The 26,979-nt window shown below is 71.1% G+C and carries 25 protein-coding genes; 15 read left to right on the forward strand and 10 right to left on the reverse strand.

All coding sequences use genetic code 11. The features are described from left to right. Positions 1 to 58: 58 nt before the first annotated feature. Positions 59 to 658: a carbonic anhydrase gene (locus tag AOK03_RS26915; protein ID WP_055567936.1), complete on the reverse strand. Its 600-nt coding sequence runs from the start codon at positions 656 to 658 to the stop codon at positions 59 to 61. Positions 659 to 794: 136 nt separating this feature from the next. On the opposite strand from AOK03_RS26915, the gene cynR reads away from it, so the two are divergent. From cynR to AOK03_RS26955, 9 genes are all read left to right on the forward strand, one after another. Continuing rightward, entirely contained in the window at positions 795 to 1,715 is a 921-nt protein-coding gene (gene cynR / locus AOK03_RS26920; protein WP_055567937.1) for a transcriptional regulator CynR, read from the forward strand. A gap of 97 nt (positions 1,716 to 1,812) precedes the next feature. Continuing rightward, positions 1,813 to 2,328: a lytic polysaccharide monooxygenase auxiliary activity family 9 protein gene (locus AOK03_RS26925; protein WP_055567938.1), complete on the forward strand. Its 516-nt coding sequence runs from the start codon at positions 1,813 to 1,815 to the stop codon at positions 2,326 to 2,328. A gap of 240 nt (positions 2,329 to 2,568) precedes the next feature. After that, the gene (locus AOK03_RS26930; RefSeq protein ID WP_055567939.1) at positions 2,569 to 2,916 is read left to right on the forward strand and encodes a PRC-barrel domain-containing protein; all 348 of its coding nucleotides are present in this window, start codon (positions 2,569 to 2,571) and stop codon (positions 2,914 to 2,916) included. 82 nt (positions 2,917 to 2,998) lie between these two features. Next, the gene (locus AOK03_RS43230) at positions 2,999 to 3,154 is read left to right on the forward strand and encodes a DUF6131 family protein (protein ID WP_167355647.1); all 156 of its coding nucleotides are present in this window, start codon (positions 2,999 to 3,001) and stop codon (positions 3,152 to 3,154) included. 115 nt (positions 3,155 to 3,269) lie between these two features. Continuing rightward, entirely contained in the window at positions 3,270 to 3,650 is a 381-nt protein-coding gene (locus tag AOK03_RS26935; protein WP_055567940.1) for a VOC family protein, read from the forward strand. A 56-nt stretch (positions 3,651 to 3,706) separates the two neighbouring features. Continuing rightward, entirely contained in the window at positions 3,707 to 4,198 is a 492-nt protein-coding gene (locus AOK03_RS26940; RefSeq protein WP_055567941.1) for a hemerythrin domain-containing protein, read from the forward strand. 234 nt (positions 4,199 to 4,432) lie between these two features. After that, on the forward strand, positions 4,433 to 5,314 hold the full coding sequence (locus AOK03_RS26945; RefSeq protein WP_055567942.1) for an SGNH/GDSL hydrolase family protein: 882 nt from the start codon (positions 4,433 to 4,435) through the stop codon (positions 5,312 to 5,314). Positions 5,315 to 5,472: 158 nt separating this feature from the next. Next, positions 5,473 to 6,309, forward strand: a complete 837-nt coding sequence (locus AOK03_RS26950; protein ID WP_055567964.1) for an endo alpha-1,4 polygalactosaminidase — start codon at positions 5,473 to 5,475, stop codon at positions 6,307 to 6,309. Between the two features lie 84 nt (positions 6,310 to 6,393). Next, entirely contained in the window at positions 6,394 to 7,143 is a 750-nt protein-coding gene (locus AOK03_RS26955) for a dienelactone hydrolase family protein (RefSeq protein WP_055567943.1), read from the forward strand. Between the two features lie 72 nt (positions 7,144 to 7,215). On the opposite strand, the gene AOK03_RS26960 is transcribed toward AOK03_RS26955, so the two are convergent. Next, the gene (locus tag AOK03_RS26960; RefSeq protein ID WP_055567944.1) at positions 7,216 to 8,790 is read right to left on the reverse strand and encodes a PTS ascorbate transporter subunit IIC; all 1,575 of its coding nucleotides are present in this window, start codon (positions 8,788 to 8,790) and stop codon (positions 7,216 to 7,218) included. Positions 8,791 to 8,865: 75 nt separating this feature from the next. Then, positions 8,866 to 9,642: a PTS sugar transporter subunit IIAB gene (locus tag AOK03_RS26965; RefSeq protein ID WP_055567965.1), complete on the reverse strand. Its 777-nt coding sequence runs from the start codon at positions 9,640 to 9,642 to the stop codon at positions 8,866 to 8,868. A gap of 205 nt (positions 9,643 to 9,847) precedes the next feature. Between AOK03_RS26965 and AOK03_RS26970 the strand changes: the two genes are divergently transcribed. Then, positions 9,848 to 10,843 carry a DUF3048 domain-containing protein gene (locus AOK03_RS26970; RefSeq protein ID WP_107098117.1) on the forward strand — a complete coding sequence of 332 codons (996 nt, stop codon included), beginning with the start codon at positions 9,848 to 9,850 and terminating at the stop codon, positions 10,841 to 10,843. A gap of 88 nt (positions 10,844 to 10,931) precedes the next feature. On the opposite strand, the gene AOK03_RS26975 is transcribed toward AOK03_RS26970, so the two are convergent. Together AOK03_RS26975 and AOK03_RS26980 are read right to left on the reverse strand one after the other, a co-directional pair. Beyond that, positions 10,932 to 13,151: an MMPL family transporter gene (locus AOK03_RS26975; RefSeq protein WP_055567946.1), complete on the reverse strand. Its 2,220-nt coding sequence runs from the start codon at positions 13,149 to 13,151 to the stop codon at positions 10,932 to 10,934. A 387-nt stretch (positions 13,152 to 13,538) separates the two neighbouring features. Beyond that, positions 13,539 to 14,957, reverse strand: coding sequence for a tetratricopeptide repeat protein (locus AOK03_RS26980; RefSeq protein ID WP_055567947.1), 1,419 nt, complete (start codon positions 14,955 to 14,957; stop codon positions 13,539 to 13,541). Between the two features lie 269 nt (positions 14,958 to 15,226). Here AOK03_RS26980 and AOK03_RS26985 point away from each other — a divergent pair, with 269 nt between their 5' ends. Beyond that, positions 15,227 to 17,323 (forward strand): M6 family metalloprotease domain-containing protein, encoded by a 2,097-nt coding sequence (locus AOK03_RS26985; RefSeq protein ID WP_055567948.1) that lies wholly within the window; start codon positions 15,227 to 15,229, stop codon positions 17,321 to 17,323. 27 nt (positions 17,324 to 17,350) lie between these two features. Here the strand turns inward: AOK03_RS26985 and AOK03_RS26990 are convergent, their stop codons facing one another. Next, positions 17,351 to 18,508 carry an epoxide hydrolase family protein gene (locus AOK03_RS26990; protein ID WP_055567949.1) on the reverse strand — a complete coding sequence of 386 codons (1,158 nt, stop codon included), beginning with the start codon at positions 18,506 to 18,508 and terminating at the stop codon, positions 17,351 to 17,353. A gap of 369 nt (positions 18,509 to 18,877) precedes the next feature. Between AOK03_RS26990 and AOK03_RS26995 the strand changes: the two genes are divergently transcribed. Together AOK03_RS26995 and AOK03_RS27000 are read left to right on the forward strand one after the other, a co-directional pair. Beyond that, positions 18,878 to 19,660 (forward strand): arylamine N-acetyltransferase family protein, encoded by a 783-nt coding sequence (locus AOK03_RS26995; RefSeq protein WP_055567966.1) that lies wholly within the window; start codon positions 18,878 to 18,880, stop codon positions 19,658 to 19,660. Positions 19,661 to 19,776: 116 nt separating this feature from the next. Then, a complete protein-coding gene (locus AOK03_RS27000) occupies positions 19,777 to 20,253 on the forward strand; it encodes a VOC family protein (protein ID WP_055567950.1) in 477 nt (158 codons plus the stop codon). Here the strand turns inward: AOK03_RS27000 and AOK03_RS27005 are convergent, their stop codons facing one another. Then, complete coding sequence (locus tag AOK03_RS27005; RefSeq protein ID WP_055567951.1) at positions 20,254 to 20,988, reverse strand: class I SAM-dependent methyltransferase; 735 nt, start codon at positions 20,986 to 20,988, stop codon at positions 20,254 to 20,256. It abuts the gene before it with no gap. Positions 20,989 to 21,140: 152 nt separating this feature from the next. Between AOK03_RS27005 and AOK03_RS27010 the strand changes: the two genes are divergently transcribed. After that, a complete protein-coding gene (locus AOK03_RS27010; protein WP_055567952.1) occupies positions 21,141 to 21,974 on the forward strand; it encodes a hypothetical protein in 834 nt (277 codons plus the stop codon). Between the two features lie 22 nt (positions 21,975 to 21,996). Here AOK03_RS27010 and AOK03_RS27015 read toward each other — a convergent pair whose 3' ends face one another. Together AOK03_RS27015 and AOK03_RS27020 are read right to left on the reverse strand one after the other, a co-directional pair. Then, entirely contained in the window at positions 21,997 to 22,494 is a 498-nt protein-coding gene (locus AOK03_RS27015; RefSeq protein ID WP_055567953.1) for a GNAT family N-acetyltransferase, read from the reverse strand. 9 nt (positions 22,495 to 22,503) lie between these two features. After that, entirely contained in the window at positions 22,504 to 23,052 is a 549-nt protein-coding gene (locus AOK03_RS27020; protein ID WP_055567954.1) for an ArsR/SmtB family transcription factor, read from the reverse strand. Between the two features lie 58 nt (positions 23,053 to 23,110). Here AOK03_RS27020 and AOK03_RS27025 point away from each other — a divergent pair, with 58 nt between their 5' ends. Then, positions 23,111 to 24,073 carry a S41 family peptidase gene (locus AOK03_RS27025; RefSeq protein ID WP_055567955.1) on the forward strand — a complete coding sequence of 321 codons (963 nt, stop codon included), beginning with the start codon at positions 23,111 to 23,113 and terminating at the stop codon, positions 24,071 to 24,073. Between the two features lie 20 nt (positions 24,074 to 24,093). Here AOK03_RS27025 and AOK03_RS27030 read toward each other — a convergent pair whose 3' ends face one another. Further along, positions 24,094 to 26,907 (reverse strand): alpha/beta hydrolase family protein, encoded by a 2,814-nt coding sequence (locus tag AOK03_RS27030; RefSeq protein ID WP_055567967.1) that lies wholly within the window; start codon positions 26,905 to 26,907, stop codon positions 24,094 to 24,096. Between the last annotated feature and the right edge of the window lie 72 nt (positions 26,908 to 26,979).

The raw sequence follows: 26,979 nt of genomic DNA on the forward strand, positions 1-26,979 counted from the left end.
GGGGTTGGGGGTTCGGGGTTCGGGGTTCGGGCAGGAAGGGTCCTGCCTCAGAGGTGGTTCAGGCCGCGGTGACCGCGGGGACGGCGGTGACGTCCTCGACGGCGCCCGTGGCGATGTCGTAGACCCAGCCGTGCAGCGTGAGCGCGCCCCGGGACAGGGCCCGGGCCACCGAGGGGTGCGTGGCCAGCTGGGCGAGCTGGGCCAGGACGTTGTCCCGCACCAGCGCGGCCACCCGCTCGCCGCCGATCGTGGAGTCGGGGGTCCGGGCCAGGGCGGCGTCCGCGTGGCGCAGCCAGTCGGCGACGGCCGGTGCAGCGGTCAGATCCTGGCGCTCGGCGAGCGCGGTCATCGCCCCGCAGGCCGAGTGGCCGCACACCACGATGTCGGTGACCCCGAGGACGGCCACCGCGTACTCGATGCTCGCGGCGATCCCGTCGGCGTACGGCGCATGGGCCGGAACGAGATTGCCCGCGGTGCGGATGACGAACAACTCGCCCGGCTCGCGCTGGGTGATCAGCTCGGGGACGACACGGGCGTCGGAGCAGCCGATGAACAGCGTGTCCGGTGTGTGGCGGTTGGCCAGATCGGCGAACAGCTCCGCCTTGGCCGGGAAGACGTCCCGCTGGAAGCGTTGCACTCCCGCCGCGAGGTCTCGCATGGTCACTCCCTTCGGTAGGGGTCCGCCCTGTCGGGCTGACGAAATCCACCATGCATGACCTGGACCTATAGCGTCCAAGACGCGCTGTCCATGACTTCTATCGATGACATCTATGGCTAGGTCTACAGTTGAGGGCATGGCCCCTGAACTGCGTCACCTGCGCTACCTGCTCGCCGTCGCCGAGCACGGCAACTTCACGCGGGCAGCCGAGGAGCTGCACATCTCCCAGCCGACGCTGTCCCAGCAGATCCGGCAACTGGAGCGCGCGGTGGGCGTCCCGCTCCTGGACCGCGGCGGCCGAACGGTGCGCCTCACCGACGCCGGCGCCGCCTACCTGCCGTACGCGCGGCGCGCCCTGCAGGACCTCGCGGCGGCCGAACGCGCCGTGCACGACGTGACGGACCTGTCCCGCGGCGCCCTCCGGCTGGCCGTGACGCCCACGTTCACCGCCTACCTCGTCGGCCCGCTCACCGCCCTGCTCCACGCCCGCCACCCCGGGATCTCCCTGTATCTGCGGGAGCTTCCCCAGGAGCGGATCGAGCCGGCCCTCCTCGCCGACGAACTCGACCTCGGCATCGCCTTCCAGGGCGCACACCTGCCGGGCCTGTCCGCCGCGGACCTGTTCACCGAGAGCCTCAGCCTCGTGGTGGGCGACCTCCACCCGCTCGCCGGGCGCACCGAACCGCTCTCCCTCGGGGAACTCGCCGCGGTCCGACTCGCGCTGCTCAGCGGTGACTTCGCGACGCGCGTGCACATCGACGCCCACTTCTCACGGCACGCGGTACGGCCGGACGTCGCCGTGGAAGCGACCTCGATCAACGCCCTCACCGAGATCGTCCGCCACTCCCCGCTGGCCACGGTCCTGCCCGACGCCCTCACCCGCGACCGCCCCGGCCTGCACACCGTCCCGCTCGACCCCGCTCTGCCCGCGCGCACGGTCACGCTGCTGCACCGCGAGAGCGGCTACCGGAGCGCCGCCGCCCGGGCCTTCACCGGGTTGGCCCACGAGTGGTCCCAGACGCAACTTCCGACCCGGGAACATCAGTTGAAGGGTTGACGGAGACCCGACAATCAGTAAGGTCTAGGCCAATGAGTCGACCGAGGCGCCCGGTTGCCTCTTCCCCCTCATCCCCCCATGCCCAGAGGGAGCAGAGATGCATTCGAAGCGGAAACTGGCAGCGGTCATCGGCGCGGGCTTCGCGCCCGTACTGGTCCTGACCACGGTCTCCCCGGCCGGAGCCCACGGCTACGTCAACTCGCCCCCGAGCCGACAGGCACAGTGCGCGGCCGGAACCGTGGCGTGCGGCGAGATCACCCACGAGCCGCAGAGCGTCGAGGGCCCGAAGGGCCAGACGACCTGCAGCGGCGGCAATGACCGGTTCGCCGAGCTCGACGACGACAGCAAGGGCTGGCAGACGACCGACGTCGGCTCCTCCCAGGAGTTCAGCTGGAAGCTGACGGCACGTCACAGCACCAGCACCTGGCAGTACTTCGTCGGCGGCAACAAGATCGCCGAGGTCGACGACGGCGGCGCCCAGCCGGGCGAGACCGTCACCCACAAGGTCGACTTCGGCGGGCTCACCGGGAAGCAGAAGGTTCTCGCCGTGTGGAACATCGCGGACACCGCGAACGCGTTCTACGCCTGTATCGACGTGAACATCAAAGGCTGAGGAGATTCACGTCAGCCGAATGGATCCTTGAGGGATCCCTGAGGTGGCCCCCCACATTTGCCACCTCGCCCGTTCCGCCGGACCGTGATCGGTCCGGCGGGACGGGCTTTTTTTATCTCCGCTTCATGTGTTTGGCGACGCTTCGACAGGACACCCGGAGTGCAGGAGCGGTTGATCATTGCGACTCCCTCCGACGATATTAATCATCCTGCTTTACAGGTATCGATCTAGGAGTCCTGAATGAACGACAACATGTGGAGCTACGTCCCGACTGCCGGTCATGGCCCCGACGCCGACCTCACGGGTTACAAGGTCGAAGCGGCGGACGGCCATATCGGAAAGGTCGACAAGTACTCCAACGAGGTCGCCCAGCAGTACATCGTGGTCGACACCGGCGTGTGGATCTTCGGCAAGGAGGTGCTGCTCCCTGCCAGCACCGTGACGGCCATCGACAACGACGAACGGCGCATCCTGGTCTCGCTCACGAAGGAGCAGATCAAGAACGCGCCCGAGTTCGACAAGGAAAAGCACCTCGGCGACCCGGCCTACCGCGACCAGCTCGGCGGGTATTACGGATCTGGCCACTGAGCGGACTGCGGCACCTTAATCGTTCCGGGAGTTTCCGAAGGTCGCCGATAGTTTCGGCGACCTTCCGAGAGTTGGAGGATCCATGATCGCACTCGGTCTCATTCTGCTCGTCATCGGTCTGCTGGCCGGCATTTCCATCCTCACGACCATTGGCGTAGCGCTCCTCGTCATCGGTGCGGTTCTGTGGGTCCTCGGCGCAGCAGGACACGCGGTGGGCGGCCGAAAGCACTATTGGTGACGGGTAAATGTGGGAAGGGGCCCGGGCTACTGCCCGGGCCCCTTCCCACATCTGCCCCGCGGACTCCGGGAAAAACAACCCCTGCCGCCCCCGGTGCCGACATAGGGTGCCGGGCATGGCATGCCGAATCACTGAACTGGTCATCGACGCGGCCGACCCCGAACGGCTGGCCGCCTTCTGGCGCGAGGTCCTCGACTACATCGAGCTGGGGAGGGAAGACGACGGCAGCATCGAGATCGGCCCCGCGAGCGGCGCGGGCGGCCCACAACCCACCCTCGTCATCGGCCCCACCCAGGACCCCCGCAACGGCAAACTCCGGCTCCACATCGACGTCAACGCCACCGACCGCGACCAGGACGCCGAGTTGAAGAGGCTGCTCGCCCTCGGCGCCACCACCGCGGACGTCGGCCAGACCGGCACCGAGAGCTGGCACGTTCTCTCGGACCCCGAGGGCAACGAGTTCTGCCTCCTACACCGACGGGTGCAGCCCGTGTGACCTCGGGCCTCGGGAACCACGGACTTCAGGACCCAGACCTCAGGAAGGCAGACCCCATGCCCCCAGCGCAGGACGTCGTCGAACTGATCCTTCAGGACCATCGGACGATGGAGGACCTCTTCCGCAAGATGCGCAGCGTGGAGGCCGACCGTGCAGCCGCGCTCGGCGAGTTCGCCGACCTGCTCATCGCACACGCCCTGGCCGAGGAGGCGAAGGTGTACCCGGCACTCCACCGGTTCAAGAACATCGACGACGAGGAGATCGAGCACGGCGAGGAGGAGCACGAGGAGGGCAACAGGGCACTCCTCGGGCTGCTGGAGGTCGCGGACGTCGGCTCGGACGAGTGGGACGAGAAACTGGAGAAGCTCGTCGAGGCCATCACCCACCACACGGACGAGGAGGAGCGCACCATCCTCAACGGCGCCCGAGCGAACGTCGCCATGGATCGGCGCGAGGAGCTCGGCTCCGCCTTCCTCGAAGAGCGCGAGAAGCAGTTGTCGGCACGCTGCGGGAACGCCGACAACATCCGCCGCATCCTCAAGGCCTGACGCCCCGACACTGCTCTGAGACACCACATACAAGCGTCTGAGGCGCCACGTACAAGCGCCGCATCCGCGCAGACGGCCCCATCCCCACGGGGCCGTCTGCGCGGCTTGTCACCCAAGTGCCAAGACTCCGGCCCGGGATACGCATGCGCACACGTAGTGAGCTGCAAGATCGTGAACTACGTTGCACGAGCCCCACCCCCCACACCCCTCGCCCGGAGGAGAACCCTCATGCGTATGCCCAGACCGCATCGCACGGTGGCAGCCGTGGCAGCCGTCACCGGAGTCGCCGCTCTAGGCCTCGGCGCTGGGCCCGCCGCCGCCGCTCCCGACGCCGGGGATCCGTTGCGCTACGTCGCCCTCGGCGACAGCTACAGCGCCGGGTCGGGTGTGCTGCCCCTCGACCCAGGGGCGCCCCTCCTGTGCGCCCGTACGTCGCTGAACTACCCGCATCTCCTCGCCGCCTCGCTCGGCGCCCGCCTCACCGACGTGACCTGCGGCGGCGCGCAGACGAAGCACTTCACCACGTCCCAGTACCCCGGGGTCGCCCCGCAGTTCGACGCGCTGAAGAGCGACACGGAGCTGGTGACGCTCACCATCGGCGGCAACGACAACAGCACGTTCATCAACGCGATCCTCGCCTGCGGCAGCGCGGGCATCGTCTCGGGCGGCAAGGGCAGCCCCTGCAAGGACCTCTACGGCAGCAAGTTCAAGGACCAGATCGACTCGACGACGTACCCGGCGATCAAGAACTCGCTGAGCCAGATCAAGGCGAAGTCGCCGAAGGCGAAGATCGCGATCCTCGGCTACCCGTGGATCACCCCCGCGAAGGCCGAGCCCGGCTGTTTCGTCAAGATGCCCATCGCCGACGGGGACGTGCCCTACCTCCGCGACCTGCAGGCGCACTTGAACGGTGCCGCGCAGCAGGCCGCCGCGGAGACCGGCACGACGTTCGTCGACATGGCCGCCGCGTCCGACGCGCACGATGCCTGCCGCCCGGTGGGCCAACGGTGGATCGAGCCGGTCCTCTTCGGCACCAACTTCGTCCCCGTGCATCCCAACGCCCTCGGTGAGGCGGGGATGGCCGAGCAGACGGCCAAGGCCTTGAACCTGTCCTGACCTCCCCGGCACGGCCGCCCGCCGCACGGTCCGCGCACAGGGGCTGCGATCCTTGTCGGGTGAACGGGATCAAGTGGCGTACCAGCAAGAACCGCTCTGCGCGGACCGATGAAACCCCTTCGGCGCGGCCGACCGGCGACGCTCCGAGGGGCCGGGCCCTGCGGGCCGGACTGGGCGGCACGCTGCTGCTGGCACTCCTCGTCGGATGCTCGACCGCCGGGCCCGGCGACTCCGCCGGGTCCGGCACCTCCACCGCATCCGGTGCGGGTGACGTCCGGCAGCCGCCCGTCGACGCGAAGTTCGACTATCAGCTGGGCGGCCCTTACGCGCCTCCGGCGAAGGTACGCGCCGTCTCGCGCGACCGTACCGCCGACCCCGCCCCCGGCCTCTACAACATCTGCTACGTCAACGCCTTCCAGGCCCAGCCCGGCAAGAAGGCGACGCGCTGGTGGGAACGCGAGCACGACGATCTCCTCCTGCGCGACGACGAGGAGCGGACGGTCGTCGACGAGGACTGGGAGGAGCCGCTGCTCGACATCTCCACCCAGAAGAAGCGCGAGGCGCTCGCCGAGATCGTCGGAGAGTGGATCGACGGCTGCGCGGACGCCGGATTCGACGCCGTGGAGCCCGACAACCTCGACTCCTACGAGCGCTCCGACGACCTGCTCACCACGGACGACGCGGCCGCCTTCGCCCGGCTCCTCGCACGGCGCGCGCACAGCCAGGGCCTGGCCATCGCGCAGAAGAACACCACGGACCTCCTGGACCGGCGCGAGCGCATCGGCTTCGACTTCGCGGTGACCGAGGAGTGCGCCCGCTACAAGGAGTGCCCCGACTTCGCGGAGGCGTACGACGGGAAGGTCTTCGACATCGAGTACGTGACGAAGGACTTCGACACCGCCTGCCGCGCCTGGGGCAAGAAGCTGTCCATCACCCTGCGCGACCGCGACGTCCGGCCCGCCGGTGAGGACGGGCACGTGTATCGGCACTGCTGACGTGCGCGGCCGATGCACACGGCTCGTATATCCAGCCGGAGGGCCCGCTCGGCGCGGAGCTCTCCGTCGAACGGAAGGAATTCCTTGTCCACCACGACTCTGCAGATTCCCACCGCGGACGGCCGGGCCGACGCCTTCGCCGCCTTCCCCGAGGACGGCGAGCGGCATCCCGGAGTGCTGCTGTACCCGGACGCGTTCGGCCTGCGGCCCGAATTGGAGCAGAAGGCCCGTGAGCTCGCCGGGCACGGGTACTACGTACTCGTCCCCAACCTCTACTACCGGCACGGCCCGGCGCCCGTGCTCGAACTCCCCGGGCACATAGGCGCGGAGGAGCGACCCGCGGTCTTCGCCCAGGCGATGCCCCTGGTCGAGGCGCACACCACCGAGCGCATCCTGCGCGACGCCGACGCCTACCTCCGGTTCCTCACCGACCGGCCCGAGGTCGGCGCGGGGCCGGTCGCCGCGATCGGCTACTGCCTGGGCGCCGCCCTCGCGATGCGCACCGCCACGGCCCACCCGGGTCTGGTGGCCGCCGTCGCCGGATTCCACCCCGGCTTCCTGGTCACCGAGGCGCCCGACAGCCCGCACCGCCTCGCCCACGAGCTCACCGCCGAGGTCCACCTCGGCCTCGCCGAGGGAGACCTGACGCCCGAGGCGATCAATGAGCTCGGCCAGGCCTTCGACGCGGCAGGGGTCGCACACACCATCGAGACGTACACCGGCACCGCCCACGGTTTCACCATGTCCGACACCGACGCCTTCGACCCCGCCGGGCTGCGGCGCCACTGGGAGCGGCTCCTCCCGCTGCTCGACCGCACCCTCGGCAAGAGCTGAGCTCCCACGGCCGGTGCGGGCCGCACCCCGGCGAGGCTGGAAGAAGGGGGCGCGGAAGCGGGGCCCGGGACCTCAGGCCCGGGCGTCCGGCGGCGGGGGCGGCTTCGGTGCTCCGCGCGGGGGTGCGATCTTCGCGTACGCGACGGAGGGTCCCGTGGCCGCCGGGGCGTGCTCGGTGGCGCGGGCCCGGTCCGGCGGCAGCAGTGCGTCGCGGCGGGCGCCGGGGTCCCAGCCGGTCTCCACGACACGCTTCTGGACGACGATCGCGCCGGTGAGGACGGCCAGGCCGATCAGCAGCATCAGGATGACCCCGCCGGTCTCCCCCGTCTTGGCCGCATAGCCGACGAGTGTGCCGAACCAGCCGAAGTCGGCGTCTCCGAAGGTGGTGTTCTCCTCCCCGAAGGCGCCGAGGACCTTCAGGAGCAGTGCGGGCAGGAAGGTGATGAGGACGCCGTTGACGAAGGCGCCGAGGGCCGCGCCACGGCGGCCGCCGGTCGCGTTGCCGTAGACGCCGGCCGCGCCGCCGGTGAAGAAGTGCGGGACCAGGCCGGGCAGGACGAGGGCGAGCCCGAAGGCCGGGTGGAAGATCCAGGCGAGCAGGCCGAGGCTGACGAGCCCGCCGACGAAGCTGGAGATGAAGCCGATGAGGACGGCGTTCTGCGCGTAGGGGAAGACGATGGGCGCGTCGAGGGAGGGCACCGCGCCGGGCACCAGTTTGCGCGCGATGCCCTGGAAGGCCGGGACGAGTTCACCGAGGATCGTCCGGACGCCGAAGAGGATCACGGCGACGGCGATGCCGAACTTCAGGCCCTGCATGACGGACTGCATGACGTAGTCGCCGACGTCGCTCGCGCCCGCCGCGCCGTTCTCGCCGAAGGCCTTGAACGCCTCCTCCTTGCCCACCTTGCCGAGGAAGACCAGCGACATGATCAGGTAGATCAGCACCATGGACAGGGCGGTCGCGACCATGGAGTCGCGCAGGAAGCGCAGCCCTTCGGGGAGGTTCATCTCCTCGGTGCTGCGGCTGCGGCGGCCCACCAGCTGCCCCGTCGCGCCCGCCGCGACGTACCCGGCCGTGCCGAAGTGCCCGATCGCGACGCTGTCGTTGCCGGTGACGCGCTTGGTCCAGGGGTGCGCGAAGGCGGGCATGGAGACCAGCAGGATGCCGAGCAGAACACCGCCGACGACGACCACGCCCCAGGACGACTGGCCCGCGATGGCCAGGACCATCGTCAGCAGGGTGGCCATGAACAGCATGTGATGGCCTGTCAGGAAGACGTACCGCAGTGGGGTGAAGCGGGCGAGGAGCAGGCTGATGGCGAAGCCCAGGATCATCAGCCAGGCGACCCGGGCGCCGTACTGTTCCTGGGCGATGCCGACGATCGCCTCGTTGGTGGGGATCACGCCGTGCGCCCCGGTGGAGCCCTGGATCATCTCGCCGAGCGGGGCGAGGGCGCCGACGACGAGGGTGGCGCCCGCCCCGATCAGCAGGAAGCCGAGCGTCGCCTTGATGGCTCCGCCGACGATCTGCCCGGCGGGCTTCTTCAGCGCGATGAGGCCCGCGGCCGTGATGAGGCCGATGAGGTAGGCGGGTTGGCTGAGGATCTCGTTGACGAGAAACTCGGCGGTCGACACGAGCCAGTCCATGGTGGTTCCTTCTCCTTGCCCGGTCGCGGATCTGTCGGGCGGCCTCGGGGGGCTCTGGGGTCGCCCGGGCCCCGGTCAGACGTCGTAGGTGTCCCTGAGCACCCGGTCGGCCTCCGTCGCGCTGGTGAAGTCCTCGACGACCTTCACCGGGACGCCCACGTCGCCGAGGGTCCTGGCGATCTCCCGTGAGGTGAGGATGGCGACGGCCTCGTTCGCCTTGCCCTTGGCCGAAATGGTGTCCGTCGCCTCGACGGTGACGTATCTGTCCCATCCCCAGCGGTCCAGGACTCCCTCGACGGTCTGCTTGAGGAACAGGCTGGTGCCGACGCCGTTTCCGCACACGGTCAGGATCTTGTGCAGGTCGCTGCCGCGCGCGGCCTCCTTGCGCGGTTCCGCGGGCACTCCCCCGCCGCCGAGGACGGCGTGCACGTCCTGCGGGGTGGGCGCCTCGCGCAGGGCGCGTGCCGTGTCGGGGTCGGCGAGCAGCCGGGCGAGCGCGCCCATCGCGGCGGTGTGTTCGGAGGCGTCCCGCGCGGCGAGGCCGACGACCAGCTCGACGGGATCGTTCGCCTCGTGGCCGAACTCGACGGGGGCCGCGAGCCGCACCCAGGACATGCCGGTGCGCAGGACGGCCGGCGAGGGCCGGGCATGTGCGAACGCAAGGCCGGGCGCGATGACGATGTAGGGCCCGTTCTCCTGGACGTTCTCGATCATCTCCGCGGTGTACGTGTCCGTGGCGGCGCCCGTCGCGACCATCAGGTCACCGGCCCGCCGGACGGCCTCGCGCCAGTCGGCCGCCGGTACGTCGAGGAGCACGGCTTCCACGGGGAGGATCTCGCTCAGCGCTGCCATGCCCATGATTCTCTCCGACGTGCGCGGCCCGGCACGTCCGCGGCGCCGTTCGGGGCGGAGCCACGCTGGGGCGCCCCCGGAAAGAGTGACCTGGCGAGGGTGGATGGCCCAGGGGTGATTGGCCCCACCACTGCGGGAGGTACATCTGCGGCTGCCGCACCGCCACGAACTCTGCGGCTGCCGCACCGCCACGAATGGAGACGCCTTGAAGGCAGCAACGACAGTCCGGGCCACCCGCCGCACCCGGATCGGCGCGAAAGTGCTCGCGTTGGTAGCCACGGCCTCGCTCACCGTGGGCGCACCCTCCTACGCCAGCGCGCCCGCCTCCGAGGACGCCCCCGCGCCCCGGATCACCTCGCCCTTCACCGGGCAGTCCGCACGGCAGAACCCGGTCCTCGCCGTGAAGTTCGACAACGCGCGCCGGGCCCGGCCGCACACCGGTCTCGACCGGGCGGACATCGTGTACGTGGAGAAGGTCGAGGGCGGGATGAGCCGCCTGATGGGCGTGTACTCCAGCAGACTCCCGAACGCCGTCGGACCGGTGCGCAGCGCCCGTGAGTCGGACATCGAGCTCCTGCGTCAGTTCGGGCGGCCCGCCCTCGCCTACTCCGGGGTGCGCAGGGCGCTCCAGAAGGTGCTCCGGGACTCCCCGCTGTACGCCCGCCCGCACGGCCGTGTGCCCGGCGCGTACTTCCGGCACAGCGGACGCCCCGCCCCGCACAACCTCTTCGTCCGGCCGAAGGCCGTGCTGCGCTCGGCGCCGCGGGCCGACCGCCCGGCCGACATCGGCTTCCGCTTCGGCCCGGCTCCTCGGGGCGGTGCCCCCACCGCGGCAAGGACCGTCCGCTACGCCTCGGCCAGCCACACCTTCCGCTGGTCGCCGCGGCAGGGCCGCTGGCTGGCGTCCTTCGACGGGGCCCCGGCCCTCAGCACGTCGGGCAAGCAGCTCGGTGCCCGCACCATCGTGATCCAGTACGTGAACATGCGTCCGTCGCGCTTCAAGGACGTCAACGGCGCGGTGACGCCGTACATCGAGACGGTCGGCCGCGGCAAGGCGCTGGTGCTGCGGAACGGCAAGCGCTACCCGACGCGCTGGGAGCGTTCCGCTGCCACCGGCGGCACCACCTTCACCCGGCCGAACGGGCAGCCGATGCCCTTCGCCCCCGGCCAGGTCTGGATGGTCTACGCGGACCGTCGCTGACCCCGGCAATGACCGAGCGGGCCGGTCGGGGCACTCCCCCCACTTCAGGGGTGTCCCGACCGGCCCGCTCAGCGAGGACCGCGGTGTGTCACCGGCCCACAGGGGCCAGTTCCCGGTCCGTCTCGGCGTCCGGCGTCCCGGTGTCGCCGAGATTCTTGTGGAGCTTCTCGCCCTCCACGTCCACGTTCGGCAGCGCCTTGTCCAGCCAGCGCGGCAGCCACCAGGCGGACTTGCCGAGCAGCGCGAGGACGGCGGGCACGATGGCCATGCGGACGACGAAGGCGTCGAAGAGGACTGCGATCGCCAGACCGAAGCCCATCATCTTGATCATGTCGTCGTTCTCCATGATGAAGCCGGAGAAGACGCTGATCATGATGATCGCGGCCGCGGCCACGACCCGGCCGCCGTGGGTGAAGCCGGTCACGACCGACTCGCCCGGGCGCGCCCCGTGGACGTACGCCTCGCGCATCCGCGTCACGAGGAAGACCTCGTAGTCCATCGCAAGGCCGAAGACCACACCGATCATGAAGATCGGCATCATGCTCATGATCGGGCCAGGCTGGTCGACGCCCACGATGTCGGCGAGCCAGCCCCACTGGAAGACCGCGACCACGGCGCCGAGCGCGGCGGCCACCGAGAGCAGGAAGCCGAGCGCCGCCTTGAGCGGGACCAGGACCGAGCGGAACACCAGCATCAGGAGCAGGAAGGCGAGTCCGACGACCAGGCCCAGGTAGGGCAGGAGCGCGTCGTCCAGGGTCTGCGAGAAGTCGATGGTCATCGCGGTCTGGCCGGTGACCAGGATCTCGGAGCCGGTGTCGGCACCGATGCCGTCGGCGGTCGAGCGGATCGACTTGACCAGTTCCTCGGTCTCGTGGTCGCTCGGGCCGGTCTTGGGGATGACGTTCAGGATCGCGGTGTCGCCGGCCTTGTTGGCCTGGGCGGGCGTCACGGCGGCGACCCCGTCCACCTTGGCGAGCGAGTCCCCGACGGTCTTGGCCGCGCCCGCCACGTCGGAGTCCTTGCTGACCGTGACCATCAGCGGGCCGTTGAAGCCAGCGCCGAAGGACTCGGACAGCATGTCGTACGCCTTGCGCTGGGTGGTGTCCGGCGCCGACGTGCCCTCGTCGGGCAGGCCGAGCTCCAGGCTCGCCGCGGGTACGGCCACGGCACCGAGGCCGAGGACCGCCACCAGGAGCACGGAGAGCGGGTGGCGCAGCACGAAGCGGGCCCAGCGGGTGCCGAGCTTCGGCTTGGCGTTCGGGTCGAGCAGCTCGCTCGCGGACTTCTTGCGGTCCTTGCGGCGCAGCACCTTGCGGCCCGCGAAGCCGAGCAGCGCGGGGATCATGGTGAGCGCGATGAGGACGGCGATCACGACGGTGGCCGCCGCGGCGAGACCCATCTTGGTGAGGATCGGGATGTTGACGATGGAGAGGCCCGACAGGGCGACGACGACGGTGAGACCGGCGAAGACCACGGCGGATCCCGCGGTTCCGGTCGCCCGGCCCGCGGCCTCCTCCGGTTCGCGGCCCTCGGCTATCTCCGCCCGGTAGCGGGAGACGATGAAGAGGGCGTAGTCGATGCCGACGGCGAGGCCGATCATCATCGCGAGCGTGGAGGTCGTGGCGGAGAGGTCGAGGACGCTGCCGAGCGCCGCGATGCCGGAGATGCCGATGCCGACACCGATGATCGCGGTCAGCAGCGGCATGCCCGCGGCGACCATGGAACCAAAGGTGATGATCAGGACGACCGCGGAGATGGCGATGCCGATGAGTTCGGCGCTGCCGCCCATCTCCTGCTCGGCCATGACGGCGTCGCCGCCGGTCTCGACCGTGAAGCCCGCGTCGCGGGTGGTGTCGGTCGACTTGGTCAGCGCGTCCCTGGCCTCGTCGGTGAGCTCGGTGGCGGGCACCTTGTAGGTGACCGACGCGTACGCGGTGGTGCCGTCCTTGCTGATGGACTTGGCCGCGTAGGGGTCGTCGACGCTCGACACCTGCGGGCCCTTGCCTATGGAGTCGACGAGCCGGTCGACCTCACTCTTGGGCTGCCCCTCCGTGAGCTTCTCGCCCTTGGGGGCGCGGATCACGACACGGGCGCTGGCTCCGTCGGCGCTGGCGTCGGGGAAGTTCTTCTCCAGGCGGTCGAAGGCCTTCTGGGACTCCGTGCCCGGCATCGAGAAGGAGTCTTCGGGCGGGGAAGGGGCGGCCGACGAGGCGAAGATGGCGCCCGCGAGCGCCACCACCCACAGCAGCGCCACGTAGCGGCGTCGCCGGAAGGCGAGGCGGCCTAGTTTGTACAGGAACGTAGCCACGGCGAAGGGGACTCCCGTCGGGTTCGGCAGGCAGGGAAGACCCTCTGCCTGTGCGATCTCCGCACGTCAGGGGGTCCAGCAGGATTTCCCCTCCATCCTCACTGCCGTTCGAGGGGAACAAGTCCGCCTGCGAGCCGGACTATCGGCCCACGGTCGCTGTACTGCGTCACGCGAAGTGTCATCCCATGGGAGGAGAGCGGATCTCCCTTTCTAGGCCACAGGGTGCAGTCACGTGTCAACAGTTTCTTCATCATTGGCGCGGAACCATCGACTCCCCTTGCGCCTCGCCGCAGCTCGGCCCACATGTCTGCACCACACACGCATCTGCGCCGCCAGGAGCCGGATACAGCCGTTGGCCGGATTTCGCCGTAACCACCGTCCCGCGCCTCAACGCTTGAGGGCCGCCACGCCCTCGGCCGCCTGTTCGTCGGCCCTGGCGCGGGCCGTCGCGGCCCGCGCGCCCTCCCCCAGATCGTCGGCGAGACGGGCCTGGGCCAGCCAGTTGTACGGACAGACGGGCCGCAGGTTGATGCGCTCGCTCAGCAGGGTGCGGGCCAGCTCGTGGCGGCCCGCTCGCAGGGCGGCCTCCAGCAGGGTCTTGTGCACGGCGTCCCGCTGCGCATGGCTCCCGCCGTACTCCCCCAGGCGGTGCCGCACGGGGATCAGCAGGTCCACGGTCCGGTCGTAGTGGTGCTGTCCGAAGGCGATCAGCGCGCGGCATACGGGCAGCCCGATGTCCGCGGTCATGGCGTGGTTGGACACGCCCGCCCCGCTGCCCGCGACATAGCGCTCCCGCTCGCGCACCAGGCGCTCGGCCTCGGCGGTGCGCCCAGCGCCGGTGTACGCCATCACCGCGTGCACGTCATTGAAGGCGTAGTAAGCGCCGTCGTGGCGGGCGGCCCAGGCGTCGGCGAGCCGCTGCCACCGGTCCCCCGCGTCCTGCCCGGCCAGCTCCAACCGCCACAACAGGGCTGCGGCGTCCAGGAGTTCCATCGCCGCGCCCGTCGATCCCGCGTGGTGCAGGGCGGCGTCGTAGATCTCCAGTACGCGCGGGACGTCGCCCGCCTCCAGGGCGTAGAGGCAGTAGTGCCACCAGTTGTGCACGTTCAGGTAGTTGCCCGTCGCCCAGTCCGCGGCTCGGGCGTCGAGGAAGCGGATGCCGTCACCGAACCGCCCCTGCATCTCGTAGGTGTGCACCACGGCATGGATGCCCCACACGTCGCGCGGACGGCGCTCGACGGCCTCCAGACCCGCCTCGCGCGCCTGCTCGTAGTGGCCCGACTCCTCCAGCCCGAAGGCGTACATGCCGAGGACGGGGCCGTAGAGCGGGTCCGCGGCGTCCCAGGCGGACAGCGCGCCGCCGATTCGGTCCCGCAGCCGCGCCGCGTTGCCGGTGAAGAAGTCGATCTGGTGGCCGACGGCCAGCGCGAGCACGTCGTGCGGATACTCCACGGAGATCTCGCCGAGCACCCGGCCCGCCTGATGGATGTCGCCCCGCAGCCAGGAGGTGGCGGCCGCGACGTGCATGCGCTCGCGCGGTGTCATCTCGCCCCGGTGCACGTGCTCCTTGAACCGTTCGAACGCGTTGCGGGCGTCGGCGGCCTCCTTCTCCTCCGTGCCGAGCAGGCCCAGGTGGGCGGCGAGGACGTGGCCCATGACCGAGCGCGGCGCGGCGGCGAGCACCTGCCGGGACGCGTCGGCCACGTCGGCGCGGAAGAACAGCAGGTGTTCCAGCGCCTGTTCGTAGGAGGCGACGGCCTCCGGGCCGGTGCGGGACATCGGGTGACCGTGCCGGTCGCCTGCCATGGTCGGTTCCTTCCGCGGGGAGGCGCTGAGCGGCCCGGTGGGCGGTCCGCTGAGCGACAGGGAACCAATCCTTCCCGCCCCGGGCGCACTTGACGCCCCACGATCGGGGCCGACCCGTCACGGGGGCGACTTATCGGCACTCTGGCATCACCGCTTCGGGCGGCCTACCTTGGCAGCGGTTGACGCACCACTCGAACGTTTGACGCACCACCCGAACGGCTTGTCACGCACTTGTCCCTGTTCTTTCGGCAAGAGGCATGAGGTGAGCCATGTTCCTCCGTCACAGACGCCCCTCGCGTGGACCCGCCATCCCTCGGCGGCGCCGCCCGGCCCGTCGCGCCACCGTCGTCGTCACCGCCCTCGCCGCCCTGGCGGCCGCCGCCATGGGAACGGCCCGGGCGACACCCGACGAGACCGGCCCGGCCGGCCGCGACCGCCCGTCTCTCGTGAGACCCATCGACCCGCAGAACTGGCGCAATCCCGATGACATGACCTGGAGCGAGTACCGCTCCGTGCCCGGCACGGACTGGGCGAACCCCGGCCTGGAGCCCACCGACCGGACCTTCAAGGGCGCGCTGGTGCTCCTCGACTACCCCGACGAGGAGTTCACCGTCAGCCGCCCGGCCGGCTCGACCGTGTTCGGCAACCCCCAGACCACCGCGGCCGACGTCCCGCGCACCCGGCTCCCGCAGTTCTACGAGGACTTCCTCAACAAACCCGGCGAGCTCAACCGCGGCCACACCATCAACGAGTACTGGATGGAGGACTCCGGCGGCCGCGTCGGCGTCGACCTGAAGGCCTTCGGCGTGTACCGCATGCCGTTCAAGTCGTTCCAGTACGGCATTGAGCCCGGCATGAACCCCGGCGCCTGTCCCGTCGACAGCACGTGCGGCAAGGACATCCGCGCCAACGGCAGAGCGGCCTGGATCGCCGAGGTCGGCGAGGCCGAGGCGGCCGAGTACGACTTCGTCTTCTTCCTCACCGCGGGGCAGGACGAGTCCTCCACCTGGCAGGAGTTCGGCCAGATGAAGTTCGGCTCGGAGGGACAGGTGCCGGGCGCCTGGGGACCGCCGACCCCCATGTCCTCCGGCGGCAACGCCGCCACCACCCGCTACGTTCCGTGGACCTCCTGGCAGGCCGCGGCCCGCATCTGGCCGAACGCCGTCACCGGCTCGTCCACCCAGGCAGAGAGCTCGGGCATGGGGGTGTACGCCCATGAGCTCAGCCACATCCTGGGCATCGGCGACAACTACAACAACCCCTACGGCAAGCCCCTGAGCCGTGCCTACACCGGCATCTGGAGCATGCTCTCGCGGGGTTCGTTCAACGGCCCCGGCGGGCCGCACACCCGCTGGAAGATCCCGGCCACCGAGGGCGGCTCGATGGGCTCCCAGCACATCCTGCGCGACAAGCTGAAGCTCGGCATCGTGGACGAGAAGAACGTGCTGCGCCTGGACCGCGACGCGCTCAAGGACTCCGGGGTGGTCGTCGCCAAGGTCACCGCCCGCTCCGCGCCGCCCGGCGCGACGGGCCTGTCCGGCGTCAACATCGCCATGTCCCGCGACCTCTCCCCCGCCTGCGACCGCGCCACCGACCCGCTGTGCGACGGCGGCGGCTACCAGAATTACACGGTCGAGGTCGTGGACCGCATGGGCATGGACTCCTTCACCCCGGACAACGGCGTCCTGATCACCAAGACCAAGAACCAGGACCGCGCCCCGTTCGCCTGGGTGGTCGACGCCCACCCCGAGGACATCGGCATGGTGGACTTCACGCGCCCCGACGGCACCCAACAGAAGATCACCATGGGCGACTACCGCCAGCTCAGCGACGCGCTCTTCCACGCCGGAACGGACTCCGGCAGCTCCTACGAGTACGTCGACCGCGCCAACCGTCTGCACTTCTACGTCAGCGACATCCGTCGCGGCCGCTCGGGCGTGCTGTCGTACACCATCGCCGTCAAGTCGCTGGACGGCGCGGGCCCGCAGCGCCGCGGGACCGCGCTGGACCGCGGCGAGGCGACCGGCAGCCCCGTGAAGAACCGGGCGACCTGCACGTTCCCGCTGACCAACACCGGCCGCGCGCTGGCCGATCCGCCGGGCGAGCACCCCGAGGACGCCGCCCGTTACCTCGACTCCGACGTCTACCGGCTCTCCGCCAAGGCCTCGGGCCGCGGCTGGTCCGCCTGGCTGCCCAGCGAGCTGGCCACCGCCAGGGCGGGCGCCACGGTCGACGTGGACGTCGCCGTCTCCGCGACGGCGAACGCCCACTCGAAGGGCCGACTCAGCCTGACGGCCCGCTCCGTGAGCGACCCGCACAAGGCGGCCACGGCCACCTGCACCCTCTCGAAGAAGGGCGGCCGCTGACGGAGGACCTCGCGAGTTCTTCCGCCGTCAGCCCGCGGGCCGCAAGGGGCGGAAGAACTCGCGCAGTTCGCGTGCGACCTGCTCGGGCTCCTCGTGTGCCATGAAGTGACCGCCGTTGCGCGGGGTGCTCCAGTGGCGCAGATCCTTGAAGACGCGCTCGGTGAGGCTCTTCGGGTAGTGCGCGGACGCCGGTTCGTGGCTCAAGGTGACGGCGCCGGGCACGGTGACGGGCGGCACGGGAGTGTTGTGCCGTACGTAGTCGTAGTACTGCCGGAAGGACGAGCCGATGCTGCCGGTGGCCCAGTAGAGGGTGGCGACGGTCAGCAGGGTGTCCTTGTCCCACCGAGCCGCCAGGTCGCCGTCACAGTCGCTCCAGTCGCGGTACTTGTCGATGATCCAGGCGAGCAGACCGGCCGGGGAGTCCCGCAGCGCGGCGGCGAGCGTGTCGGGCCGGGTGCACATGATCTCGCTGTAGCCCTGGTCGTCGGCGTCGAACGCGGCCAGGTGGTCGAGGTAGGCCTGCTCCTCGGCGGTCGGCGGCTGCGCGTCGAAGTCCGCGGAGACCACCGCGGACGTGATGTGCACACCGGCGACGTCTTCGGGGTACAGGGCGCCGAGCCACTGGGTCACACCTCCCCCGATGTCGCCGCCGAAGGCGCCGAAGCGCTGGTAGCCGAGGGTACGTGTCATCAGCTCGTGCCAGATCCCCGCGACGCCGCGCCGGGTGAACGGTCCCCGGGGCAGCTCTGAGTGGAGGAAGCCGGGCAGGGAGGGCACGACGACGTCGAACGCGTCGGCGGGGTCGCCGCCGTGGCTGCCCGGATCGGCGAGCCGCCGCGCGACGGACAGCATCTCCACATAACTGCTCGGCCAGCCGTGGGTCAGGATCAGCGGCAGCGGGGCGGGGGCGCCCTCGGGCCGAGCCCCGCGCAGGTGCACGAAGTGCACGCGGGAACCCGCGACCTCGGCGACGCGGTGCGGGAAGGCGTTGAGCGCGACCTCGGCGGCGCGCCAGTCGAAGCCGTCCGCCCAGTAGGAGACGAGCTCGCTCAGAAAGCCGGGGTCGGTGCCTGCCGCCCAGTAGGTGGGGTCGGAGGCCGCGGTGAAGAGAGTGCGGCGCAGGCGTGTGTGCAGGTCGTCGAGGACGTCGTCCGGGACGGAGACCCGGAAGGGTGTGGCGTTCACGGTGGAGCGGTTCCTTTGCTCAGGAGGGCGCGACGGTCGGTCGCGGAGGGCGCTCCTGGCGGTGGCGTCGAGCCCGTGCCGTACGACGTGAAGTGTCGGACGTCAGACGAGGCTGCGGACGCGGGCTGCGGTCAGGAGGGCCCGGACGGGGTGCTGCGTGCTGTGCCGCGCGGTCATCGGGCTCGCCTCCTTGCGTCTCGCGTGTCGCGCCGCGCCGGGTGCGGCGCGTGCGTCGTCGGTGATCCTACACACGTACTGCCGTGCGTCACCCGGCATTTGACGTGGTCCTGGAGTCCTAGGACCACGGACGGTGTCGGCGCCGTCCGGGGCCCGTGGTCGGAGCGCAGCGCGCCGACCACACTGGTGCTCATGGACACGGAACAGATCGACGCCTACCTGCGGCACATCGGCGCCGCGCGCCCCGCCGCCCCCACCACGCGGGCCCTGCACGAGCTGCATCTGGCGCATGTGCGCAGCGTCCCCTTCGAGAACCTCTCGATCCACCTCGGCGAGGACATCGAGCTCACCGACAAGGCTCTGGTGAGCAAGGTCGTGGACGCCCGCAGGGGCGGCTTCTGCTACGAGCTCAACGGCGCCTTCGCCGCGCTCCTGCGGGCCCTCGGCTTCGACGTCACGCTGCTGCAGGCGCGGGTGTACGACGACGCCGCGGAGCTCGGCATCCCGTTCGACCACCTCGCGCTGCGCGTGCGCACGGAGGACGGCGGGGACTGGCTGGCCGACGTCGGCTTCGGCGCCCACAGCGAGCTGCCGCTCGCCTACGCCGACCGCGGTGAGCAGACCGACCCGGGGGGCACGTTCCGCATCACGGCGACCACGGACGGCGACCTCGACGTCGTCAAGGACGGCAAGCCGCAGTACCTGGTCGACCCGCGCCCGCGCGCGCTGGCCGATTTCAAGGCCGGCGCCTGGTACCACCGCACCTCGCCCGAGTCGCACTTCACGCGGTCGCTGGTCTGCTCCCGGCTCACCGGGAACGGTCGCGTCACCCTGAGCGGACGCACGCTGACGACGACCGTGGACGGCGAACGGGAGACCACCGAGCTGACCACGGAGGCGGAGGTGCTCGACGCGTACGACCGGCACTTCGGCATCGGACTGGAGCGGGAGCCGCACGTACGGGAGAACGGCTGACCGCGGGCGAGACGACCCGCTCGCCGCGTGGCGATGAGTTCCCGGCGGTGCGACGGTCCACATAGACGGACAGGAAGGGCGGACCGGACCGCCCGCGTACCCGACAGGAGAGCACCATGCCCACGATCACCCCCAGTCTCTGGTTCGACCTGCAGGGCGAGGAGGCAGCGAAGTTCTACGTCTCGGTCTTCCCGAACTCGGAGATCACGAGCGTCTCGTACTACGGCGAAGGCGCCCCGCGCCCGGCGGGCACCGTTCTGACCGTGGAGTTCGTGCTCGACGGGCGGCGCTTCACGGCGCTCAACGGCGGGCCGGACTTCACCTTCAACGAGGCCGTCTCCTTCCAGATCCACTGCGCCGACCAGACCGAGGTCGACCACTACTGGACGAAGCTCTCCGAAGGCGGCGAGGAGGGGCCCTGCGGGTGGCTGAAGGACAAGTACGGCCTGTCCTGGCAGGTCGTGCCCACCGTGCTCGACGAGCTCCTCACCGATCCGGACCCCGAGCGGGCGCAGCGCGCCATGCAGGCGATGCTCGGCATGAAGAAGCTGGACGTGGCCGCGCTGCGGGCGGCGGCCGACGGCACGGCGTAGCTACGCCTTCCTGGCCACCACCAGCCGCCAGCGGGGGCTGCCGTCGGGGCGCCGGCCGAACTCCTCCAGGGGCAGGAGCCGCACGTCGAAGCCCGCGTCCGCGAGGTCCTCGCGGACTCCGCCGAGCGGGAAGGTCCGGTAGTACATGACGAACGGCGGGCGCCACAGGAGGTTCCGTGCGCGCATCACGCCGTCGAAGCCGAGGAGCGCCCAGTACCAGGGCGACGCGAAGGACTGCGGGGCGCCGATCGGGAACGCGAAGAGACCGCCGGGGCGCAGCGCCCGGTGGACACCGGCGAAGAGGGCGGGCCGCTCGGCGGGCAGGAAGTGTCCGAATGCTCCGAAGCTGACGGCCAGATCGAAGCCCCCGGAGAACGGGAGGGCGCGGGCGTCGGCCCGCACCCACTCGACCGCGGGCCCGTCCTGGCCGCCGCCCCGTGGCACCGCTTCCGCCGCGGCGGCCAGCATGCCCGCGCTGAAGTCCACCCCGGTCACGCGCTCCCGGCACAGCGACAGCAGCGTGCCGACGCCCGCGCCGGTTCCGCAGCACACGTCGAGCCCCGCGTCGAAGGGGCCGAGGGGGCGCAGCGCGTCGGCCGTCGACGTCAGGAATCGGCCAGGCGTGCGGAAAGGCGTGCGGTCGAACTTCGGGGCGAGCAGGTCGTACCCGTGCTCGGTGGACGAGAACGCCTGAACGGCGAGTTCGCGCAGCGTGGGACCCTGGGAGGAGAACATCGGCTCCAGGGTAGTCAGCGGGGCGGTGGAACGGGTCCACGGCGGGGCGGTGCCGTGGCCGGATACCGCCACGAGGTCTATCGGCAGGCGGCAGGGGTCGGGTAGAGCTTCACGTCTGCCCCAGACACTCTCCTCGCTCCCGGAGGTCCCCCATGACCACTGACCGGCACAGGACGAATACCTCATCGGGCAAGACCCGGTTCGACGACATCTACGACCAACCGGACCCTCGCGCCTACTTCCGGACACTGGCACCCTACGAGTACGAGATCCCGCAGCACGCCCAGGCGGTTTTCCGCCGCACCCGCGACCTGCGCGCCCGGCTGCTCGGCCACGAGGGACCCGTCACGGTCCTCGACCTGTGCTGCTCGTACGGCATCAACGCGGCGCTGCTCAACCACGACCTGACGCTCGCCGACCTGTACGCGCACTACACCGGCGACGAGGCCGCCGCGCTCACGCCGCACGAACTGGTCGCGCGCGACAAGGAGTTCTACGCCTCGCGGCGGCGTGCCGACGCCACCCCGGTCATCGGCCTGGACATGGCGGCGAACGCCACCCGCTACGCCCTGGACGCGGGCCTGCTCGACGAGGCGTATGCGGAGAACCTGGAGCGGCATCCGCCCAGCCAGGAGCTCTGCCGCGCGATGGGCCGCACCGGACTGATCACGGTCACCGGAGGCATCGGCTACATCTCGCACCGCACCTTCGACGCGCTGCTCGACTGTGCACGACTGCCGGTCTGGGTCAGCGCGTTCGTCTTGCGGTCGGTGCCCTACGGACGCATCACCGACACGCTCGCGGCGCACGGTCTCGACACCGTGACGGACGCTTCGCGGACGTACACGCAGCGGCTCTTCACCAGCCCCGAGGAGCGTCGTGACGCCGTCCGGCAGGTGATTCTGGCGGGCGAGGATCCCACGGGGTACGAGTCGGAGGGCCGGTACCACACGCGGCTGCACGAGTCGCGGCCGCGCACGGAGTGACCCCGGCCGCGCGAGGCGGGCGTCAGAGCGCCAGGGAGTAGCCGGTCCCCGGGCGTCCGTCGAGGTGGATGTCCCCGACGGGCACGAAACCGGCCCGCGCGAGCACGGTCCGTGAGCCCGGGTTGTCGAGCGTCGTTCCGGCACGCAGTCCGGTCAGGCCGTACGCGGTGACGGCGAGGGCGCGGATCTCCCGTACGGCCCATGTGGCCAGGCCCCGGCCCGCGGCCTTCTCCGCGATCCGGTAGCCGAGCTCGGCGCTGCCGTCCGCGACGTCGACCAGATTGACCCGCCCGAGGATCTCGCCGTCGCCGTCCACCAGGACGTGGAAGAAGCAGGCACCCGTGGCCTGCTCGTCCAGGAGGGCGCGGTGCCGTACGTCGAAGTCGCGGAAGTAGGCGTCTCCGCGATCCGGAACGGAGGCGGCGAAGTAGGCGCGGTTGGCCTCCTCGAAGGCGCGCAGCGCGGGCGCGTGGTCGGCACGCAGCAGCTGGAGCTCGGGGGGCGTCGGGAGGGCGGGCATGGAGGAACCTTAAGGAGCGTGCCCGCCCGCTCGCGCACCGGGCTGCGGTTGCACCTGCTCGTACAGCGCCACCAGCACGCCGTGCACCGGCTGGTCCTCCGTGTCCTCCTCGGTCTCGTCGACCAACCGGGCGAGCGTCTCGCCGAGTTCGCGTGCCTTGTCGGGACTGAGGCGCACATGGCGCAGGGACAGGGTCGTCCGCTCGGACCTCCCCAGCTCCTGGGCCACGGCCCCGAGCATCGCGGCCGTCCCCTCGGCCCGCGGCTCGGCGACGTCCATGCGCTCGGCCACCCGCTGGTAGTACTGCTCGGTGCCGCCCCTGACCTTGCGGGTCTCGGCGACATGGACCAGTCCGGCGGTGCGCAGCACCTTCAGATGGTGGGCCACATTGCCCTTGCCGGTGCTCAACTGAGCCGCCAGCTGGCTGATGGTGGCGGGCCGGTGGCCCAGCGCGAAGAGCAGGCGCTGGCGCAAGGGGTGCGCCAGCGCGGCGTGCTGCTCCGGTGACTCGATCGCGACGACCGGGTGCGGCGGGGACTGCTGATGCTGCTCGGGCATGCGTCAAGTGTCCAATCTTCTTGACGCTTTGGGAAGAGTGCTGCTCTACTCCCCTGCCATGACCACAACCGAACAGCAGCTCAGCGTCGCCCCCGTCGTCGAGGCGACCGCCCAACTCCTCCTGGATCACTATGTGTTCCCCGAGGTCGCCGAACCGCTCGCCGCCCTGCTGCGGCGCCGCACCGCCGACGGCGCGTACGACGTCGAGGACCCCGCCGACCTGGCACGCCTGGTCACCGCGGACCTCCAGTCCCTCAACGGTGACCTGCACCTGCGCCTCAAGCACCACGCCGATCCGGTACCTCCGGAGCAGGGCGCGGCCGCCCTGGCGGCCATGCGTGCGAAGTTCGACTCCTCGCTGGGCGGCGCGCCCCGCGTGGAGCTGCTCGGCGGCCGCGTCGCGCTGCTCGAACTGACCCCGGCCCTGTTCCCGCTGTCGTGGTCCGCCGAGCCGCTGGGCGCCGCGCTCTCCCTGGTCGCCCCCGCCGACGCCCTCATCCTCGATCTGCGCGCCAACACCGGCGGGGACCCCGACACGGTCGCCTTCGTCTGCGGCCACCTGCTGGCCGGGCGCACCCACCTCAACTCCATGTACTGGCGCGACGGCGAGCGCCTCGAACAGTCCTGGAGTCCCGCGCACGTTCCTGGCGCACGCTTCGGCGGCACCAAGCCGCTCTACGTCCTGACGAGCGGCCGCACCTTCTCGGCGGCCGAGGAACTCGCCTACGACCTGCAGCAACTGGGCCGCGCCGTCGTGGTCGGGGAGACGACGGGCGGCGGGGCGCACCCGCGCGACGGCTGGACGGTGCATCCGCATCTGGAGGCGACCATCCCGGTGGGCCGGTCCATCAACCCCGTCTCGGGCACCAACTGGGAAGGCACGGGCGTACGCCCCGACGTGCCCTGCGCCGCCGACGACGCACTCGACCGGGCCCGCGCACTGGCCCGGGCGAGGCTCGACGGACAGCCCGGCGAGCCTCGCCCCGAGGCGGTCGACCCGGTTCAGCGGACTTCGGACTGACCGCTCGACCGCCGTGCGCGCTACGAGGCGTCGCGCACCGTGCCCGTGACCACCGGGCCCGGCTGCGGCTCCCACTTCGCGTCGTAGACGTAGAGCCGGGCCTTGACGGACTCCTCCTGCTCGCTCACCCGGTCCTTGATGGTGGGGATGCGCACTTCGGCGCTCTTCTCACCCGCGGGCACGTTCACGAACAGGCCCTGTTCCCCCGCCATCTTCCACAGCGGTCGCTCCGGGCGGGGCGCCGTGCCGAACTCGCTCGCCAGCCAGCCCGGCTCCACGTCCAGGGTGGACAGTTCCCTGCCTCCGTCGACCGGCTGGAAGGAGAGGATGGCCATCATGTCCACATCGACCGCCTCGGACAGCGTCATCCGCCAGGTCAGGGGCTTGCCCTCGGTGACCCGGTCCGCGACGGGTTCGAGGGTGACCTTCGGCGCCGGGTCGTCGTTCTCCGCCATCACTCCGCCCCGGTAGGAGCCGACCACAGCGCCCCGCACCGCCTTGATCAGCGCATCGTGTCCGGTGTCCTGGCCGTAGCGGGTGTCGCCGCGCACCTCCACGGGCAAGTCGACGTGGTCTCCCGGACGTACCGTCAGCGTCCGGTGCGCGACCTCGCCCGTGTCGATGTCGGGCACGAAGAGCCGCACCTTGCCGCTGCCCTTGCCGGAGACCGTGACCGGAACCTGGTAGGTGCGCACTCCGGAGTCGCCCTCCTTCACGTTCAGCCGGCCGACGTCGACGCGCGGCAGTTCGGCGGGCCGCACTGCCGGTGTGCCGGGGCGCCAGCCCCAGGCGTCCATCAGCCACGCCTTGCCCGAGCGGGTGCGCGGCGTGAGTTCCACGGTCCGCACGTGCTCGAGGTCCAGCTTCTCCCGGGCCGAGGCCGACAGGGGTACGCGCACCTCGCGGCCCCAGTGGGAGGCCGTGAGGTCACTGCCCGGCAGTCCGTCGACGCGGACCCGGCCGAGCTCGGCCCGGTGTCCCGAGGCGTCGACGAGCGAGACGTCGAACCGGGTCCCGGTGGTGTTGGGCGGCACGATCACCCGCAGCGCCACGTCCTCGGCGCCCGCCAGGGAGAACGGGCGTGCGGGGCTGACCCGCACCGGGTCCCCCGCCCTGGACCAGCGCATCGCGACCGCGTCGCGTCCCGGCTCCGGCGCGAACTCCCAGAACGCGAAGTGCGGTGAGCGCCCGGACGTGGTGGACGACAGGCAGGCCTTGGCCTCGTCGGTGGCGACCTGGGCGCACAGGCGAGCGCCCTCGACCTTCGTCGAGGCGCCGGGCAGCAGGGCCGGTGTGCGGCGCGCGCCGACGGCGTGCGTCAGCACCTGCGCGGGGTCCGCCGAGGGAGCACGCCGGCCGGAACCGTCGAGCAGGGGGCGCACCCGGTCGTCGTCCGCGACGAACAGCCGGGCCACCGCGGCTATGTACGTGGCACCGGCGGCCTGCTGCTGCGGTGCGGTCAGCCGGGTCTTCGTGCCCTTCGAGCAGACCGGGTCCGAGGTCTCGTCGGCCGGGAAGTCGTCGTCGGCGGGGGCCGTGGACTGGCCCGGCGTCCACTCGCTGTTGAAGAAGTTGTGGTTGGCGCCGACCATGTACACCGCGCTGTGCAGGGCGGCGCCGCGGCTGACACCGCGCGTTCCGTCGACGTACAGCTCGCCCTGCAGGTCGGACACGTCTCCGTCGCACCCCGGCAGGATCGTCGCGGAGGGCACGTCGGGCGCCGGGTTCTGACCGAAGAGGGTGGGGCCGATGAGGACGTTGCCGCGGATCTTCCAGCGGACCGGTCCGGTGGGGACGTCCTGGTCGGCGGGCGGGCTGTAGAGGCTGTCCAGCGCGGCGCGGTCGACGCCCTCGCCGCCCCGGGAGTGCCCGACGAGGAGGACGCGGGACAGGTCCGCGGGCGCGACGGCGCGCACTCCGGCCGGAGCGGTGGACCGCTTGTCGGCCCAGTCGGCCCAGCGGGCGAGGTGCTGCCGCACCAGGGTCGAGCGGGCCTGCGCGCCGCCGTCCTCGGCCCGTTCGTCCTGGCCGTTGATGCCGTTGGCGGCGATGGAGACCGTGACGTACCCCTGGGAGGCCAGGAGCTTCTGGGCGCGCTGGTAGCCCTTGTGGCTCGGCACCGGCTTGAGGCCCGCCTTGCAGGGCCACACCATCTGCCGCTCGCCGTTGGCGCCGTAGCAGGTGTAGTGGCGGCCATGCAGGAACAGGGCCAGCGGCCGCTTGCCGGGGGCGTCGGCGGGGCCGACCACGTCGGCCTTCATCTCCACCGGCTCGGGGAACCCGGGCAGCCGTACCGACTTGAGCGTGTACGAGCCGGTGACGGTGCGGTAGCGGCCCGGCTTGCCGGGGTCGACGCCGTTGGCGGGCGGCAGCGCGGGGCGGGCAGCCGGGTCCGGCCGGGATCCGCGCGCCTGCGCGTCGGATCCCGCCTCGTCCAGGCGGCGTCCGGCGGCCAGCACCTTCAGCTCCCGCGCGGGACCGATGCGCGCACCGTGCAGCGGAAGCCGGAACGAGCGCCCGTCCCGCGCCGCCAGGGGCCGGCCGAGGAGCCTGTTCCCGGAGTAGAACTCGACCCGCGCATCACCCATAGCCACCGGTTCCGGCGAGGCCCACACGAGCTGCTTGCCCTCGCCCTTGCCGGACAGCCGCCAGCCGTCCGGCAGCCCCTTGCCGTCGCTCCCGGCCGACACGGGCGCAGGGGGCGGTCCGGTCGGCGGGGGCTCGGCGGACGACCCGGCGTGGGCCGCACCCGGCGACACCGCCGCGAGCGCGAGCGCCGCTAAGGCCGCGGTCGCCCCTCTCAGCACACCTCTCAACGTGATTCTCCTCGTCATCCCGAGCACCGGGGCACGCCTCGAACTCACGTGCCCCGCTTACTCCTTCGATGACGAGATCGGATGGCCGGG

It is taken from the genome of Streptomyces atriruber (genome assembly GCF_001418325.1).
GTDB classification, from domain to species: domain Bacteria; phylum Actinomycetota; class Actinomycetes; order Streptomycetales; family Streptomycetaceae; genus Streptomyces; species Streptomyces atriruber.